Consider the following 16,032-nt stretch of genomic DNA (forward strand, 5'->3'; position numbering starts at 1 on the left):
AGAGAAAGGAAGCGCAGATGCAAGCCATCCTTCCCATACTTGAGTTTATCCAATCGATTCTGACCAAGCCAGCGTGGATCATGGGTCTGTTTGCCTTTGTGGGCCTTGTTGCGCTCAAGCGCCCTGCCCACAAGGTGATGACGGGAACCCTGAAGCCCATTCTTGGTTACATCATGCTGTCTGCCGGCGCCGCTGTTGTTCAGGAGAACCTTGCCCCGCTGGGTACCTTCATCGAGACCGGTTTCCACATCACCGGCGTCGTGCCCAACAACGAGGTTGTCGTTTCGATGGCTCAGAGCGTCCTTGGCGTTCAGACCATGATGATCCTGATTCTCGGCTACGTCGTGAACATTATCATTGCCCGCTTTACCAAGTTTAAGTACATCTTCCTGACGGGCCATCACAGCATGTTTATGGCTTGCCTGCTGTCTGCCGTTCTGCAGGCATCTGGCTTCCAGGATGTCCAGCTTGTCATCGTGGGCGGCATGTTCCTGGGCCTCGTGAGCGCTATGCTTCCCGCCGTTGGTCAGCGTTTCACCGAGAAGGTTACCGATGGCGATGAAATCGCCATGGGCCACTTCGGTTCACTCGCCTATTACATCTCCGCTGCAGTCGGTACGCTTTTTGCTAAGGACGCCGAGGAGAACAGCACCGAGAAGATCGAGGTTCCCGAGAAGTTTGCCTTCCTGCGCGACACCACCATCTCCACGGCTCTTACCATGGCTTTCTTCTACCTGGTTACCGCTTTTGCCGCTTACATCGCAGATCCTGCGGTCGTTACCAAGACCGCTGGCGGCGACAATGTGATCGTCTATGCCCTGACTTGTGCCCTGTCCTTCGCCGTCGGTGTCACTATCGTCTACAACGGCGTCCGTATGATTCTCGCCGACCTGGTCCCGGCTTTCCAGGGCATCTCCAACAAGCTGATCCCCGGTGCCATCCCCGCCGTCGACTGCGCTGTCTTCTTCCCCTATGCTCCCACCGCCGTCATCCTCGGCTTTGTCGCTTCCTTTATCGGTGGCGTTGTCGGTATGTTCATCGTGGGCGCTACCCTGGGCATCTTCATCATCCCGGGCATGGTTCCCCACTTCTTCTGCGGTGCTACCGCCGGTATCTACGGCAATGCTACCGGCGGTCGCAAGGGCGCAGCTCTTGGCGCTTTCGTCAACGGCCTGCTCATCACCTTTGCCCCGGCCCTGCTCCTGCCCGTTCTTGACGTCTTTGGCTTCAAGAACACTACGTTCGGCGACTTCGACTTCTCCGTCATTGGTATTACGCTCGGCCGCGCTGCCGAGGCTTTCGGTACCACCGGTGTCTACGCGATTCTCGCTGTCCTTTTGGTCGTCGCCTTCGTCCCCAACTTCATCCACACCAAGGGTGCTGTGATCAATCACGTTGAGGAAGAGTAATCTAGGCATACGTTAGGCCCTAATCGGGCGGAGCTCCGATAACCGGCTCCTACACGGAAGCGGTGACGTCTCAAATGAGGCGTCGCCGCTTTTTGTTTTGGAGCGGTTGTGAAAACGCGCCGGTGAAGCGCTGTCTCTGAGTCGCCAATGGAATCAACCGCGATGATTGGCAAAAACGTTTTGCCGCTGGAATGTCGATATAAAAATGGTAAATCTGCAAAACCGTTCGCCGAGAAGATAAAAAACCGCAGCTTACGCCTTGATAAACGTAGGTAAAGTGTTTAGCAGTTTATCGGCCGTATGCAAACGAAAGGAATCAGGCAGATGGCAATCAAGGTGTTCGCTGACGGTGCAAACCTCGAGGGCATGCTCGACATGTACGAGAACGGCAACGTTCAGGGTTTCACGACCAACCCGTCCCTTATGAAGAAGGGTGGCGTGACGGATTACCGCGCGTTTGCCAAGGAGGTTCTGGCCCACATCACCGATGTGTCCGTCTCGTTTGAGGTCTTTGCCGACGACGTCGAGACCATGGAGGTCGAGGCGCGCGAGATTGCTACCTGGGCCGAGAACGTCTACGTCAAGATCCCGTGTGTGACCACCAAGGGCGAGTCCACCGCCGAGCTGGTGCGCAAGCTTTCGACCGACGGCATCAAGGTCAACGTCACCACTATCTTTACGCCTACGCAGGTCGATGAGATGGTCGAGGCCGTTGACGCCGAAACGCCGTCCATCATTTCGCTCTTTGCCGGCCGTATTGCCGATACCGGCGTCGATCCCATTCCGTTTATGACGGAGTCAGTCAAGAAGGCCGCCGCCAAGCCCAACTGTGAGGTCCTGTGGGCGTCCACGCGCGAGCTCATCAACATTTATCAGGCCGAGGCCTGCGGTTGCCAGATCATCACGGTGCCAAATAGCATCCTGGCCAAGCGCAAGAACATCGGCCGTGACCCGTACGAGGTCTCGCTCGATACCGTACGCGGTTTTGCCAAGGATATCGCCGCTTTGGGTTTCCATATTCTGCCCTAAGCAAGGGTACCCCCTGCGGCGACGTGCAAAATCGCGAGTTTTCAGCATGGTAAAGACTTTTACCAGCTGGTTGAAGCGCGGAACGGCCCCCGTTTTGGCCCTAAAACGCCAAAACGGGGGCCGTTTTTGCTTTTATGGCCCTCTGAAGCGCCGCGGGGCTATCGGGAGATGCTGAATACTCGCAATTTTGCACGCCGCGAAGAGGGGGACGTCCGCTTTGGCGGCTATTTACCCTGAACCATGGTGAGCGAGATCTTCTTGCGGTCGCGATCGACCTTTTCGACCCACACCTTGACCGTGTCGCCGACGCGCACCACGTCGCTGGGGTGCTTGACGAAGCGGTTGGCCAGCTTGGAGATATGCACGAGGCCGTCCTGGTGCACACCCACGTCGACGAAGGCGCCAAAGTCCACAACGTTGCGCACCGTGCCCTTGAGTTCCATGCCGGGTTCCAGGTCGTCGATGGAAAGTGCTGAGCGGCTAAAGACCACCTCGGGCGCGTCGTCGCGCGGGTCTCGGCCGGGCTTCTTGAGCTCGTTGACGATGTCGATGAGCGTGAGGGTGCCGCAGTCCAGGTCGCTTGCCAGCGCCGAGATGCTGCCGATGCGTCGCTCGATGTCGGGCACGCCGCCGCGGCTGAGCTCGCTTGCCGCCACACCCGCACGCTCCAGGACGGCCGTGGCCACCTCGTAGCTTTCGGGGTGGACGCTCGTCGCATCGAGCGGGTTCTTACCGCCGCTGATGCGCAGGAAGCCCGCGGCGTTGAGATATGCCTTGGGTCCCAGCTTGGGGACCTTCTTAAGCTGCCGGCGATCGGTAAAGGCGCCGTTCTCCTCGCGGTAGGCCACGATGTTTTTGGCTACGCTCGGCGTGATGCCCGATACGTATCCCAGCAGGCTCGCACTTGCGGTGTTTACGTCGACGCCCACGCGGTTGACGACGTCCTCCACCACATGTCCCAGGGTGCGCGAAAGCTCGGTCTGGTCAAGGTCGTGCTGGTACTGGCCAACGCCGATGGACTGGGGTGGAATCTTGACGAGCTCTGCCAGCGGGTCCTGCAGGCGACGGCCCAGGCTCATGGCGCCGCGCACGGTGACGTCCAGGTCGGGATATTCCTGACTGGCGAGCTCGGAGGCGGAGTACACCGATGCGCCGGCCTCGTTGACGATGGTGTATCGCAGTCCAGGCGCCTGCTCGGCGATGAACTCCGAGACGACTTCCTCGGTCTCGCGGCTGGCGGTGCCGTTGCCGATGACGATGGTGTTGACGCCGTCCTTCTTGACGAGGCGGGCGAGCTCACGCTTGGTGCCGGCGACGTCGTGGCGCGGCTTGGTGGGGTAGACCACGCCGTGGTCGAGTAGCTTGCCGGTCTCGTCCATGACGGCGACCTTGCAGCCGGTACGGTAGCCCGGATCGAGTGCGAGCACACGGGCGCCGCGCACGGGGCGTGCCGAGAGCAGGCCCTCGAGATTCTTGGCAAAGACGTTGATGGCCTCGGTCTGCGCGCGGACGGTGAGCTTGGCGCGGGCCTCGCGCTCCAGCGAGGGGGCCATGAGGCGCTTGTAACCGTCGGCGATGGCGGCATCAAAGACGGGCGCAAACACGCCCTGGCGTCGGGGCCAACGGCTGCCGAGGCGCGCCGTGGCGGCAGTGCCGTCGACGTTCACGCGCACGCGGAGCTTGCCCTCGCGCTCACCGCGGTCGATAGCCAGCACGCGGTGGTTGGGAATACGGCGCAGCGGCTCGTCATAGCTGTAGTACGGCTCGTAGGGAGTCTTCTCGGTGGGGTCGGTGGCCTCGACGACGATGTCGGCGGTGTTCTGCGTAAAGGCGCGCAGGTCGGCGACGTTCTCGGGGTCCTCGGCCACCGTCTCGGCCACGATGTCCGCCGCGCCGGCAAGCGCCTTTTCGGGCGTGTCGAAGCCGGCCTCCTCGTTGACGTATGCCGCGGCGGCATCGAGTGCACTGCCCTTGGCCGAGGCCTGCATGATGATCATGTTGGCGAGCGGCTCAAGGCCTGCCTCGCGGGCCTTCTGCGCGCGAGTCATGCGCTTTTTGCGGTAGGGCTTGTAGAGGTCCTCGACACGCTGGAGCTGCGTGGCCTCGCGAATCTGCTGCTCGAGTGTGGGCGTGAGTTTGCCCTGGGCGTCGATGAGCAGGATGACGTCCTCTTTGCGCTGCTCAAGATTGCGCAGGTAGGACAGGCGCTCGTCGAGTGCGCGCAGGGCGACGTCGTCCATGCCGCCCGTGGCTTCCTTGCGGTAGCGCGAAATAAAGGGGATGGTGTTGCCCTCGTCGATGAGCTTGACGGCTGCCTCGATGTTGGTGGCCTTAAGGTTGAGCTCGCGGGCGAGCTGGGCGATAAGATCCATGGGACTCCTTGCGTTTAAGGTGCGTTTGCAGCACAGGGCTACCAAGGATACCACCCGACGTTCTGCCAAAGCAGTCTTTTTGGGACGGGGCTTTTTTAGCTACGGTGTTCCGTTAGCTTGACCAGTCTTTTTGGGACGGGGCTAAATTAGCTGTTTTTGGATTAGGGCTCAGTTGCGATTTGTTGATTCATCGATATTGGGATGGAGAACCAGCTAATTTAGCCCCGTCCCAAAAAGACTGTTCCTCCACCACCTCCCAAATCATCCTTACAAAACGAGGCCCTGGCCAAACGGCCAGGGCCTCACCACTTCTTTTCAGGCTGCGAGAAAAGACCGTGTGCGCAGGCGCTCCCCGAGGGAGACGGGGGTGTTTGCTCCGCGCGCAGTTTCGCAGCGAAGCGAGAATGTTTGAGCACGGAGGTTACACCCCGGCCCGCCTGGGGGTCCTCCGTGAAACAAACCTACCTACTCCAGCTCAAACGCTCCGGTATAGAGCTGGTAGTAATATCCGCGCTTGGCGATCAGCTCGTCGTGGTTGCCACGCTCGATGATGCGACCGTGATCCAGGCAGATGATTGCGTCGGCGTTGCGCACGGTGGACAGGCGGTGCGCGATGACAAACGTCGTGCGGCCCTCCATGAGCTTATCCATGCCTGCTTGCACGATGGCCTCGGTGCGGGTGTCGATGCTCGACGTGGCCTCGTCCAGAATCATTGCCGGCGGATCGGCGACGGCGGCGCGTGCGATCGAAATCAGCTGGCGCTGGCCCTGCGACAGCTGGGCGCCGTTGCCGGTGAGCATGGTGTCGTAGCCGTCGGGCAGGCGGGTGATAAAGTCGTCGGCGCCCGCGAGCTTGGCCGCCGCGATGCACTCCTCGTCGGTGGCGTCCAGGTTGCCGTAGCGGATGTTGTCCATCGCAGTGCCGGTGAACAGGTTCACGTCCTGCAGCACCACGCCCAGCGAGCGACGCAGGTCGGACTTGCGAATCTTGTTGACGTTGATGCCGTCGTAGCGGATCTTGCCGTCGGCGATGTCATAGAAGCGGTTGATGAGGTTGGTGATGGTCGTCTTGCCCGCGCCGGTGGCGCCGACAAACGCTACCTTCTGGCCCGGCTTGGCAAACACGGACACGCCGTGCAGCACCTCGTGGTCGGGCGTGTAGCCAAAGTCGACGTTGTCCATGACCAGGTCGCCGCGCAGCGGTACGTACTCGATCTCGCCGGTTGCACGGTGCGGGTGTTTCCATGCCCACATGCCGGTGTGGTGGTCGGCCTCCTCGAGCTGCCAGGTCTCGGGGTTCACCTGCGCGTTGACGAGCGTCACGTAGCCTTCGTCGGTCTCGGGCTTCTCGTCGATGAGCTCAAAGATGCGGTCGGCGCCGGCGAGACCCATGACCACGGCGTTGATCTGCTGCGAGATCTGACCGATCTGTCCGCAGAACTGCTTGGTCATGTTGAGGAACGGCACTACGACGGCGATGGAGAGCGCCATGCCCGAGAGGCTCAGGTTGGGCACGCCCAGCGCCAGGAAGATGCCGCCGGTCAGCGCGACCAGCACGTAGAGCAAGTCGCCCAGGTTCCCGAGGATCGGCATGAGGATGTTGGCGTACATGTTGGCCTTCTGCGAGACCTCGAAGAGCTTCTCGTTGCGCTCGTCAAAATCGGCCTCGGCAGCGGACTCGTGACAGAACGCCTTGACGACTTTCTGGCCGTTCATGACTTCCTCGATATGGCCCTCGACCACGCCGAGCTCGGTCTGCTGCGCGATAAAGAAGCGCGCGGAGTTGGAGCCGAGCAGCTTGGTCATAAAGGTCATAAAGGCGACGCCGGCAATGATGACCAGGCACATCCACACGCTGTAATACAGCATGATAAAGAACACCGTGACGATGACGATGATCGTCATGAGCAGGTTGGGCAGCGACTGGCTGATCATCTGACGCAGCGTGTCGATGTCGTTGGTGTAGTGGCTCATGATGTCGCCGCGCTGGTGCGTGTCGAAGTAGCGAATCGGCAGGACCTGCATGCGGTTGAACATCTTTTCGCGCAGCTTCTCGAGCGAGCCCTGCGTGATGACGGCCATGGCGCGGTTCCAGAAGAGCGAGGAGGCGACGCCCACGGCGTAGATGCAGCCGAGGGTGGTCACGAGCTTCAGAATCTTGGGCTGCGCGGCCGTCCAGTCGCCCGACTGCCACGATTCGCTAATGACCTGCAGCGCGCTCTGGAGAAACGTCGCGCCGATGGAGTTGATGATGGCGCAGAGCACAACGCCGGCGACGACGAGGGGCAAAAGCACCGGGTAGAAGCCAAAGAGCATCTTGATCAGGCGCGTCATGGTGCCGCCCTTGCGGTTGCGCGCGCGCTCGGCGGTAGCGGCCTTACTCATGTGCCTCGCCTCCTTCCTGAGTCTGAGCTTGCGGTGCGGATGCCTCGGTGTCGGCTGCGGCGGTCTCGACCGCGTCCTCGCCTTCGGCACTCATCTTATTTTGCGAGGTAAAGGTCTCGCGGTAGATCTCGCTCGTCTTGAGCAGCTCATCGTGGTTGCCGATGTCCTTGATGCGGCCGCCCTCCATGACGATGATGCGGTCGGCGTCCTGAACGGAGCTGATGCGCTGGGCGATGATGAGCTTGGTCGTGTTGGGCAGGTAGCTCGCCAGGCCCTCGCGGATCTTGGCGTCGGTCTTGGTGTCGACGGCGCTCGTGGAGTCGTCCAGGATCAAGATCTTGGGGCGACGCAGCAGGGCACGCGCGATGCACAGGCGCTGCTTCTGGCCGCCGGAAACGTTGGAGCCGCCCTGCTCGATCCAGGTGTCGTAGCCCTTGGGGAAGCCGTCGACAAACTCGTCGGCGCAGGCCAGATGTGCGGCCTCGCGGACTTCCTCGTCGGTGGCGTTCGGGTCGCCCCAGCGCAGGTTCTCGGCGATGGTGCCGCTAAACAGCACGTTTTTCTGCAGGACCATGGCTACCTGGTGGCGCAGCGCGTCCAGGTCGTAGTCGCGCACGTCCACGCCGCCGACGCGCACGGTGCCCCCCGTGACATCGTACAGACGGGCGATCAGGTTCACGAGCGTCGACTTGGCCGAGCCGGTGCCACCGATAATGCCGATGGTCTCGCCGCTCTTAATATGCAGGTCGATATCGTCGAGCGCCTGGCGGCGGGCATGCTCGGAATACTTAAAGCTCACGTGATCGAAGTCGATGGAGCCGTCGGCAACCTCGTGCACGGGCTCGGTCGGGTTAGCGATCGTGGGCTCGGCGGCCAGCACCTCGGTAATTCGGTGCGCCGACTCATCTGCCATGGTCACCATGACAAAGATCATCGACAGCTGCATTAGGCTCATCAGAATCTGGAAGCCGTAGGTAAAGATGGAGGAGAGCTGGCCCACATCGAACAGGGTGCCCTGGCTCGTGATGATGAGCTTGGAGCCCAGGTAGATGATGACGACGAACGCGCCGTTGACGCAGATGTTCATCATGGGGTTGTTGAAGGCGAGCAACTTCTCGGCGCGGGTGAAGTCCATCTGGACGTCGCGCGCGGCGGTGGCGAACTTCTCCTTCTCAAAGTCTTCGCGCACGTAGCTCTTGACCACGCGCATGCCGGTGACGTTTTCCTCGACCGATTCGTTGAGCGCGTCGTACTTGCGGAACACGCGGGTAAAGATCGGGCGCACCTTATAGATGATAAAGAACAGGCCAAAGCCCAGCAGCGGAATGATGACCAGGTAGACCATGGCGACGCTGCCGCCCATGGCGTATGCCATGGTAAAGGCAAAGACCAGCACCAGCGGCGAGCGCACGGCGATGCGGATGAGCATCATAAAGGCCTGCTGCACGTTGTTGATGTCGGTGGTGAGGCGCGTGACGAGCGAGGAGGTCGAGAACTCGTCGATGTTGGCGAAGCTGAACGTCTGGATCTTGTAGAACAGGTCGCGACGCAGGTTCTTGGCAAAGCCGCAGCTGGCATGGCTGCAGGTGATGCCCGCGGCGGCGCCAAAGGCGAGTGACGTCAGCGCGATGAGTACGAGAAGGCCGGCGGTGGGCAGCATCTCGGTAACGGCGGTGCCGTCCTTGATGGCGTCGATCATGTCGGCGGTGATAAACGGGATCATCATCTGGCAGATTACCTCGCCAAGCACCAGCAGCGGCGTAGCGATCGTGACCTTCATGTAATCGCGGATGCTGCCCATGAGGGTTTTAATCATCCAGTTCCTCCCAGGTTTTGCGGATTTTATCGAGCATTTCGGCGAGCTGCTCGCGCTCGTCGTGGGTGAGCGCGCTAAAGGCCCGTTCTCTAAAGCGGATGCGGGCCGCCTGGTCGATGCGGGCGTTTTCCCGGCCGGTTTCGGTCAGGCGAATGGTGAGTTGCCGTCGATCCTTGGGGTTACGGCTGCGCTCAATGAGGCCGTTGAGCTCGAGCTTGGACAGGATCTCGGAAAGCGACCCCGGCTTGAGGCCGAAGTGCATGCCGAGTTCCTGCTGCGACATCTCGCCGCCGGGCTGCTTGGCCAGTAGGCAGATGATGGGCGCCTTGCCGGACACGCCTCCGCCATGAAAATGCATGTAATGGCCGCAAAAGCCCAGGTTATTGAGGATGCGCTTGGCAAGCTTGTCTTCCGAGCTAACCGCTTCGGATACATCCGCCGGCTGTGACGGGTCGCCGCCGGGCTCGTGCGAACAAAGGCTAAGAGGTTCATCGCACATAAATTAGTGCTGCTCCTTTCTTTAGTTAGGTAGTGGAATTGTTTTGTGCCTAACCAATTTAGGAGCGTGAGAAATCAAAGTCAAGGTACCAAACTAGTGGTTACGCGGTTTTACCAAACCGCGTAACGGCTCGACGCTGCAAACCCGCCAGAGCGGCAATCTGCCTTTCAACTTCGGCGGCATGACCAGAAGGTCAATGCCGCCTCGTTTCAAGGCACCTTGCTCACTCTGGCGGGTTTTCGCTGACTTCGCCAAAACATCGGCGTTGCCCTTGTTGGGATAGTCGTTGGGGACGTTCTTGTTTGACTAGTCGTTTAAGAACGTCCCCAACGACTAACTTAAAAACTATGCCGGATTACGGGGCTGAATGACGGATTGCCGACCATGCCGAAATTGGTAAAAAGAAAACCGCAGGTAGAAGGTTCGCTATGATTTGAAAATAAGGGGTGTGGTTGGCTCATTCAGGTTCAGCCCCGTAATCCGGCATAGTTTTGAAATGGCACTGAATAAGTGGCGGCAAATGAGCCGCAATGAAGCAAGCTAGCCCCTCGTTTCCGAAACCTTTCCGCAACAATGTGGCCTCCACGGCGCCGGCGCCCGCCTGCCGTGCTCCCTGCGCTACACTTAGTTGCACTGTGGCGCCGTTGCGCCGCGCCCGATCCAAGGGGGACACTCATGAAGAACACTCAGCTGTTGCTGATCAACGATATGTGCGGCTACGGCAAGGTCGCGCTTTCCGCCATGCTGCCGGTGCTGTCGCACATGGGTTACCGTATCCACAATCTGCCGACGGCACTTGTGTCCGATACGCTCAACTATCCCAAGTTCTACATCCACGACACCACGGAGTACGTGCGTCAGAGTCTTGCCATCTGGGAAGAACTCGGCTTTGAGTTCGACGCCATCTCGACCGGCTTTATCGTGACCGAGGAAGAGACGCGCATCATCTCGGACTTTTGCCACCGCCGTGCGCAAAAGGGCACCAAGGTGTTCGTCGACCCCATCATGGGCGACAACGGCAAGCTCTATGCGGGCGTGCCCGAGTCCACGATTGGCCTTATGCGGCACCTGCTGGAGTGCGCAGACTACGCGGTGCCCAACTATACCGAGGCGTGCCTGCTTGCCGATAGGCCTATTGCCGAGCAAATTACGCCCGAAGAGGCCCGCGCCCTTGTGGACGCCGTGCGCGAGCTGGGTGCCAAGTCGGTGGTCATTACGAGCACCGTGGTCAATGGCACGAACGCGGTTATCGGTTACGACCATGTAGCGGGGGAGTACTTTACGATTCCCTTTGAGTTCATTCCGGTCTATTTCCCGGGCACGGGCGATACGTTCTCGGCAGTGCTCGTCGGCCGCGTTATGGCAGGTTGGAGTCTGCAGCGCGCGACGTCCGATGCCATGCGTGTGGTGGCCGAGCTTATCGAGCGCAATGCCGACCAAGAGGACAAGTCGGCCGGTCTTCCCATCGAGGCCTGCTTGGATGTGATTGACCATGAGTAATGCTGGCGAGGGCGACATCAGGCCTGCGGGCGAGAACAAGCCGCTCGGCGCGCCGCGTGGCAAGCGTCCGCGTATCCGCGTGAGCTGCGTGGACCAGCTGGGGACGTGCCGCTGCCACCATGGTCACAAGCCGGGCGACGTCTTCGACTTCGACCGCGATCGCGGCAAGATGTGCGCCATGGCCTGTCACGTTGGCTTTCCCTATATCGACATTCTGCGCTATGGCGGAACTGTGCCCGGCAACGAGCCCGGCACGGCAAAGTTCTGCTGCCCCGAGGTCGATACGCTGAACGTCTGGCTTGCCGAGATCGTCGACGAGTAATCGAGCGTGGATTTTCTCCCACCAAGATAATGAGCGTGGATAATCTCCCGTTTAGAGCGCCGTTTTGCGTTCAAAGTGGGAGATTATCCACGCTCAATTTGTATGCGGGAGATTATCCACGCTCATTTTATGCCGATGGCGTGGCTCACGCATCCGCGCCGCCCGGGCGCCTACAGTTGCTCGAGCATGGCCGTGCAGCCGGCGAGCACATCGCGGTAGGTGGCATCGAAGTTGCCGGTGTACCAGGGATCGGCGACGTCGCCGGGGCGATCGGTCCAATCCAGCAGCCGCGAAATCTTGCCGTCGGCATCGTCGCCGAAGATGCGACGCAGGCCGCGCGCGTTCTCGGCATCCATATAGACGATGTGGTCCCAGTCACCATACTCCGCGCGACGAACCTGGCGCGCGCGGTGCGCAACGACGGGAATCCCGACCTCGCGCAGCTTGGCGACGGTGCCATGATGCGGAGGGTTGCCAATCTCCTCGGTCGAGGTCGCGGCAGAATCAATGACGAACTCCGCCTCGCGCCCAGCACGGCGCACCAGCTCGGCAAACACCGACTCAGCCATCGTCGAGCGACAGATGTTCCCATGACAGACAAATAGGATTTTGCGCATTGGCTAAAACCTCTCGAATATCAGAGTTTTCGCAGATAATCGCACTGCTTTTTGATCCCTCGTCAAGGACAGAATATCAAATTGATTCATAAATGAGCGGATTATTCTTCTTTCCAGCGTCGTAAGAATTGTCGTAAAGAACGAGGGTTTACGACTTGTTGTCACAATGTTGACCGTCCTTTGCATCCAATTTTCAGCATATCCTCTCTGACGTCGTCGAAATCAAGATGGGTGTATGTGTTAAAAGTCACGTTGATGTCGGAGTGGCCCATGATGCATTTTAGCTTCGCAGGGTTCATTCCCCTGCGTGCCATCTTCGAGCAGAAGGTATGTCGGCAGACATGTGGTGTGATTTTGGGAAGCTCATCCTTGTAGATGCGATTATGTTTCTCTATCGCGTGGTGGAAGTACTTCTCCCAGTGCAGGGCAACACGCGGCATCTCGTTTTTATCAAGAAACAGAAAACCGCTAACACCGTCAACGACCGGCTCACTCGAAGGCTTTAGACGTTGCGCAAGGATACTCCTGAAACACTCTGTCACGGCTTGAGTCATGGGAACATAGCGGATCCCGCTCTCCGTCTTGGGACGTTCGATGTAGTATCGCATGTTGCTGGTCCGCTGAAGTTGCTTGTTTACCCGAATGCTTCCGTTTTTGAAATCAAGGTCTTCGACGGTAAGACCGCAGAATTCAGAAATGCGCAGGCCCGTATTTAGAAGGATGTAGATGGCGTCACGATAGCGGTGAAAGTGTTCATCGCCCTCCACGAAAGCAAGAAATCTGCGTTCTTGGTTAGTGGCCAAGGCCTTGCGTGTAACCATGTCGTTTGTCAGTATCGTTGCGAGCTCGAAATAGAAGGGATTTCGGCGAATCAGGCTGTTCTCCTCTGCCAGTTGAAACGCCGGTCTCAGAACACCACGGATGCTATGGATTGTGCTATAGCGCTTGCCGTGGATTTTTTGCAGGTTGATGAGCCATTCCTTGGCATCAAGGGAGGTGACACCGCATATTCGTCGCGAGCCGAATTCATCTGTAGCAAGAAAATTGAGGATTGTCTTGTAGGCGGCTCGAGTGGATTGTTTCACGGCAGTCTTTGTTTCAGTGTAACGAGATGCGAGTTCGTAGACTGTCATATTGTTCGGCGCGACCTTATCAAGCAGATCGCGCTGGATCTCATGCTCCAACGCGCGCAAGCACGGACTGGCTTTCTTCCCCTTCGGAGTTAGATCATGAGTTGTCAAGGTCCACGAGTAGACGCTCCGCGTTTTACCTCTTGCATCCACATACTTGAAGCAGTAACGGCCGTTTTTTCTCTGGCTTTCCCCGCGTCTGAGGATTCGCCCTTTGCTGTCTTTTCTCACAGTCACTAGCAGGCTCCTTCCTGTTCAGAAAAGAGCCCCGATGCGATATTTCAAGATTATCGCACGGGGCCCGATTGGTTAAGCTGTCAAGTGCGAAACGGTGTCGAGAAGCTCTTTATAAAGAGCGTTGGCGCAGGACGAGGGGGCGAGTCCTCGCGCATAACTCGAATATGGGTTTGTACGAGAGGAACCTTCGACCGGCCAGTATCCGTCGAGATCGTGCCTAAACTCAGAGAGACAGATCTCCCTCGTCTGCATCTCCGCAACGACGGAGAGGCGCCTCTCAAGTTGACCAAATCCGTCGACATCGTTTTGCGGACGATAAGTCGCGGATCGGCGCATCTGTTCTCCATAGAATTCCAAGGGGCTGTAGGGCGTCGTGACGATTACGAGATCGGCGGCTATCGCTTTGTCGGAATATCGGGACGGTGCCATCACCTCATGCTCCATCGCATAGGGATCCGTGATGCGAAGCAGGTCGGCGTAGGGGATGGATGAGGGACGAAGTTCGTCAAGAATCACCGTGTGCTTGCCCTCATACCCCTGAAAGATGTCTCTCGTAGATCCAGAGACGAAGAACGGTTCGCCCTTCCGCTTCGCATAGAGCTTTGCGAGGGTGGACTTCCCCGTTCCAGCAGGCCCGAAGATCCAAACTGATTCCACCCTTCTTTCGCCCTTGAGCATCAACCCCCGCCATTCCCGGGCCTGAACCTGAAGGCGGCGTGCATAAACGTCTTCGATCTGACGCTATGTCCGGGCATATTCGGATCCGGAGAGCTGAGAGATCAAGGACTCCTTGTCGATACGACCTTCGAGAAGGTCATCGAGAAGGACTTTGATGCTGCTATGGGACCTCGTTCGAGCAACGCGCGACTCAATAGAAGCAAGTAGCGCTGGGTAATCGAAATTGGAGCGCACGATTTTGGGGTCGTACTGATGCTTGGATCGTGCGCCATCCGTTCTGTGGCACAGGTAGGAAAAACCGTTTTCCACACCTGCCTTCCAAGCCTCGATGCGCTCAGGTTTATCTCCAAGGAGCTTCGCGATGCTATTGAGCGAGCGCGGATTCTGGAACTCCATCATCACGTGAAGATGCGCGGCTGCCGGACGTCCCGCGTCCGTCGTGTCGCTGTCGTGCACGATGCCCGCATAGCGCTTCGGGGCGAGTGTTTCGATTCTTCGGTACATTTCGTCCACAAGACGGGGCAGGTGATCGAGCTGCTGCTCGTACATCATCGCGCGGGTCTTCATGGGCAGAGAATTGGTCATGGTTCCGAGTCCTTTCTCGTAAATGAGCTATTTCGGGACGATTTTGGAACGCGCCCGAGGGTGCGCCTTGGGATAACAAGCTCCCCAAGGCGCATAAATGAGCAGAATTTCAAGTAATGGAACAATCGACGGGGTCCGCTTTTGCTGCGCGAAGCGGACCCCGCGGTGGTTATTCTCTGAAGTACAGGTCAAGGAGCCGCCCAAGCTCGCGGTACACGGGGAAGTCCATGATCGGAAAATGCACAAAGCCGATGCGGTCGTGCGCCCCGTCCGTACTGCTGAACCAAGCGTCGCCCGGGGAGAAGGTGCGAGGTGCACCGAGGTCGAGCAGGCGTTCCGCGCCCCATATGAGCCGCGCCTCGGGAAGCGTCGGCTTGAAGAGGACGCGGGTGCTGCACGCCGAGCGCAGCATCGACGGCAAGCCCCCCTCCTCAACAGACGCCTCGGCGATCGAGATGATGGCGTAGCAGCCCGCGCTCGCCCCCATCGTTACGATGCGCTTCACCAGCCCATCAAACGTCGCGAGGCAGTAATCGGGGTCCTCCTTGCTCGCGCGCTTGGGAAACAGCGTGCGGAGTGCCACGTACTCATCCATGAAGAGAAGCGAAACGTGAAGCCTCGCATCCCACCAGTGCACGGCGTCTCCCGTCTCTGTCGACCTGTCGTTGAGGAAGCTCTGTCGCTCTTTGATGCTGTCGGCGAACCGTGATAACGCAGACAGGATTGCGCGAGCGTCCCTGTCAGCATTCAGTGAAACCACGCGAGGAAGTCGGGAGGGCTCGGCCTGCTTGGGGTCTATGATGAGGACTTGCGATCCGTGTCCGTCAGGACCAGCCAACAGGGCTTGGAGCAAGAGGGCGATCACGCCCGTGGTCTTTCCAGCGATGAGCATGGAACCGGAGGTGCGGAGGTCGATGCTCGTGCCGTTTTGAACGCGGAATTCGTAGGCGTTCGCCGGGCACAAATCCTCGACACGCGATGCCTTGATCTCTCGATGCAACGTCACATCTTCAAGGAAGAAGGTCACTTGATTGCATGCGACGTCTGCTTCGGCAAGTACGACGGCGTAGCGGGAGAACCTTCCGCGAAGTCGGGAGCTAATGCTAGGTCCCATCTTCGATATTTCTTCTGCCGTTGAGGATGAGGTTGAGATGGCGAGCTCGAACTGTCCGGGAGCCGTCTCTTTGCAAGAGATGTCGGGAAGAAGCTCGCCTTCTCGCAGGTGTAGAGGATTCCCGTAACGTGGATCAAAGAGCCCCTTCCTAATGCGTGCATGCAACCGTGTTGATTCAGATAGCATGACGTAATGTGTGATCCCTCCCGCAAACAACATGGTCCCAGCGAGGCTAAGAGTGGCCGCTGCGGAGGTAAGGTTGCCGCCAAACGCCATCACCGTACTGGGCTCTATGGCGATGGGCGCAAGAATGGTGTTCACGAATAGCCCGATGCAATA

Annotated in this window: 13 protein-coding genes; 4 read left to right on the plus strand and 9 right to left on the minus strand. The window is 59.0% G+C overall.

The window, feature by feature from the left end; genetic code table 11:
• Positions 1-17: 17 nt before the first annotated feature.
• On the plus strand, positions 18-1,409 hold the full coding sequence (locus ACTQ0H_RS07420; protein ID WP_089573144.1) for a PTS ascorbate transporter subunit IIC: 1,392 nt from the start codon (positions 18-20) through the stop codon (positions 1,407-1,409).
• A 324-nt stretch (positions 1,410-1,733) separates the two neighbouring features.
• Positions 1,734-2,438, plus strand: coding sequence for a transaldolase (locus ACTQ0H_RS07425; RefSeq protein WP_441548022.1), 705 nt, complete (start codon positions 1,734-1,736; stop codon positions 2,436-2,438).
• A 224-nt stretch (positions 2,439-2,662) separates the two neighbouring features.
• Here the strand turns inward: ACTQ0H_RS07425 and ACTQ0H_RS07430 are convergent, their stop codons facing one another.
• The 4 genes from ACTQ0H_RS07430 to ACTQ0H_RS07445 form a co-directional block, all read right to left on the minus strand.
• Complete coding sequence (locus ACTQ0H_RS07430; protein WP_441548023.1) at positions 2,663-4,810, minus strand: Tex family protein; 2,148 nt, start codon at positions 4,808-4,810, stop codon at positions 2,663-2,665.
• Between the two features lie 465 nt (positions 4,811-5,275).
• Positions 5,276-7,195, minus strand: coding sequence for an ABC transporter ATP-binding protein (locus tag ACTQ0H_RS07435; RefSeq protein WP_441548024.1), 1,920 nt, complete (start codon positions 7,193-7,195; stop codon positions 5,276-5,278).
• Complete coding sequence (locus tag ACTQ0H_RS07440; protein WP_441548025.1) at positions 7,188-9,011, minus strand: ABC transporter ATP-binding protein; 1,824 nt, start codon at positions 9,009-9,011, stop codon at positions 7,188-7,190. Before ACTQ0H_RS07440 ends, ACTQ0H_RS07435 begins: the two co-directional genes overlap by 8 nt.
• Positions 9,004-9,510 carry a MarR family winged helix-turn-helix transcriptional regulator gene (locus ACTQ0H_RS07445; RefSeq protein ID WP_154518326.1) on the minus strand — a complete coding sequence of 169 codons (507 nt, stop codon included), beginning with the start codon at positions 9,508-9,510 and terminating at the stop codon, positions 9,004-9,006. Before ACTQ0H_RS07445 ends, ACTQ0H_RS07440 begins: the two co-directional genes overlap by 8 nt.
• Positions 9,511-10,185: 675 nt before the next feature.
• On the opposite strand from ACTQ0H_RS07445, the gene ACTQ0H_RS07450 reads away from it, so the two are divergent.
• Positions 10,186-11,010, plus strand: coding sequence for a PfkB family carbohydrate kinase (locus tag ACTQ0H_RS07450; RefSeq protein ID WP_441548026.1), 825 nt, complete (start codon positions 10,186-10,188; stop codon positions 11,008-11,010).
• The gene (locus ACTQ0H_RS07455; RefSeq protein ID WP_441048923.1) at positions 11,003-11,332 is read left to right on the plus strand and encodes a TIGR04076 family protein; all 330 of its coding nucleotides are present in this window, start codon (positions 11,003-11,005) and stop codon (positions 11,330-11,332) included. The genes ACTQ0H_RS07450 and ACTQ0H_RS07455 overlap by 8 nt, the downstream gene beginning before the upstream one ends.
• A gap of 170 nt (positions 11,333-11,502) precedes the next feature.
• Here the strand turns inward: ACTQ0H_RS07455 and ACTQ0H_RS07460 are convergent, their stop codons facing one another.
• The 5 genes from ACTQ0H_RS07460 to ACTQ0H_RS07480 all read right to left on the minus strand — a co-directional run bounded on the left by ACTQ0H_RS07460 (position 11,503) and on the right by ACTQ0H_RS07480 (position 15,693).
• Positions 11,503-11,949 (minus strand): low molecular weight protein-tyrosine-phosphatase, encoded by a 447-nt coding sequence (locus ACTQ0H_RS07460; protein ID WP_117743459.1) that lies wholly within the window; start codon positions 11,947-11,949, stop codon positions 11,503-11,505.
• Positions 11,950-12,110: 161 nt separating this feature from the next.
• On the minus strand, positions 12,111-13,316 hold the full coding sequence (locus tag ACTQ0H_RS07465; protein WP_199407132.1) for a site-specific integrase: 1,206 nt from the start codon (positions 13,314-13,316) through the stop codon (positions 12,111-12,113).
• A gap of 72 nt (positions 13,317-13,388) precedes the next feature.
• Entirely contained in the window at positions 13,389-13,994 is a 606-nt protein-coding gene (locus ACTQ0H_RS07470) for a hypothetical protein (protein WP_117734894.1), read from the minus strand.
• Positions 13,995-14,057: 63 nt separating this feature from the next.
• Entirely contained in the window at positions 14,058-14,579 is a 522-nt protein-coding gene (locus tag ACTQ0H_RS07475; protein ID WP_117743461.1) for a Rep family protein, read from the minus strand.
• Between the two features lie 169 nt (positions 14,580-14,748).
• The gene (locus ACTQ0H_RS07480) at positions 14,749-15,693 is read right to left on the minus strand and encodes a hypothetical protein (RefSeq protein WP_441031981.1); all 945 of its coding nucleotides are present in this window, start codon (positions 15,691-15,693) and stop codon (positions 14,749-14,751) included.
• Positions 15,694-16,032: the final 339 nt, after the last annotated feature.

The sequence above is a fragment of the Collinsella sp. LCP21S3_A3 genome (genome assembly GCF_052118905.1).
In the GTDB taxonomy this organism is placed as follows: Bacteria; Actinomycetota; Coriobacteriia; order Coriobacteriales; family Coriobacteriaceae; genus Collinsella.

Bases quoted from the DNA above. Each gene is read 5' to 3' on its own strand.
- ACTQ0H_RS07440 (WP_441548025.1), bottom strand. From the start codon at position 9,011: ATGATTAAAACCCTCATGGGCAGCATCCGCGATTACATGAAGGTCACG.
- ACTQ0H_RS07455 (WP_441048923.1), top strand. From the start codon at position 11,003: ATGAGTAATGCTGGCGAGGGCGACATCAGGCCTGCGGGCGAGAACAAG.
- ACTQ0H_RS07450 (WP_441548026.1), top strand. From the start codon at position 10,186: ATGAAGAACACTCAGCTGTTGCTGATCAACGATATGTGCGGCTACGGC.
- ACTQ0H_RS07430 (WP_441548023.1), bottom strand. From the start codon at position 4,810: ATGGATCTTATCGCCCAGCTCGCCCGCGAGCTCAACCTTAAGGCCACC.
- ACTQ0H_RS07475 (WP_117743461.1), bottom strand. From the start codon at position 14,579: ATGACCAATTCTCTGCCCATGAAGACCCGCGCGATGATGTACGAGCAG.
- ACTQ0H_RS07480 (WP_441031981.1), bottom strand. From the start codon at position 15,693: ATGGGACCTAGCATTAGCTCCCGACTTCGCGGAAGGTTCTCCCGCTAC.
- ACTQ0H_RS07445 (WP_154518326.1), bottom strand. From the start codon at position 9,510: ATGTGCGATGAACCTCTTAGCCTTTGTTCGCACGAGCCCGGCGGCGAC.
- ACTQ0H_RS07420 (WP_089573144.1), top strand. From the start codon at position 18: ATGCAAGCCATCCTTCCCATACTTGAGTTTATCCAATCGATTCTGACC.
- ACTQ0H_RS07435 (WP_441548024.1), bottom strand. From the start codon at position 7,195: ATGAGTAAGGCCGCTACCGCCGAGCGCGCGCGCAACCGCAAGGGCGGC.
- ACTQ0H_RS07460 (WP_117743459.1), bottom strand. From the start codon at position 11,949: ATGCGCAAAATCCTATTTGTCTGTCATGGGAACATCTGTCGCTCGACG.
- ACTQ0H_RS07425 (WP_441548022.1), top strand. From the start codon at position 1,734: ATGGCAATCAAGGTGTTCGCTGACGGTGCAAACCTCGAGGGCATGCTC.
- ACTQ0H_RS07470 (WP_117734894.1), bottom strand. From the start codon at position 13,994: ATGCTCAAGGGCGAAAGAAGGGTGGAATCAGTTTGGATCTTCGGGCCT.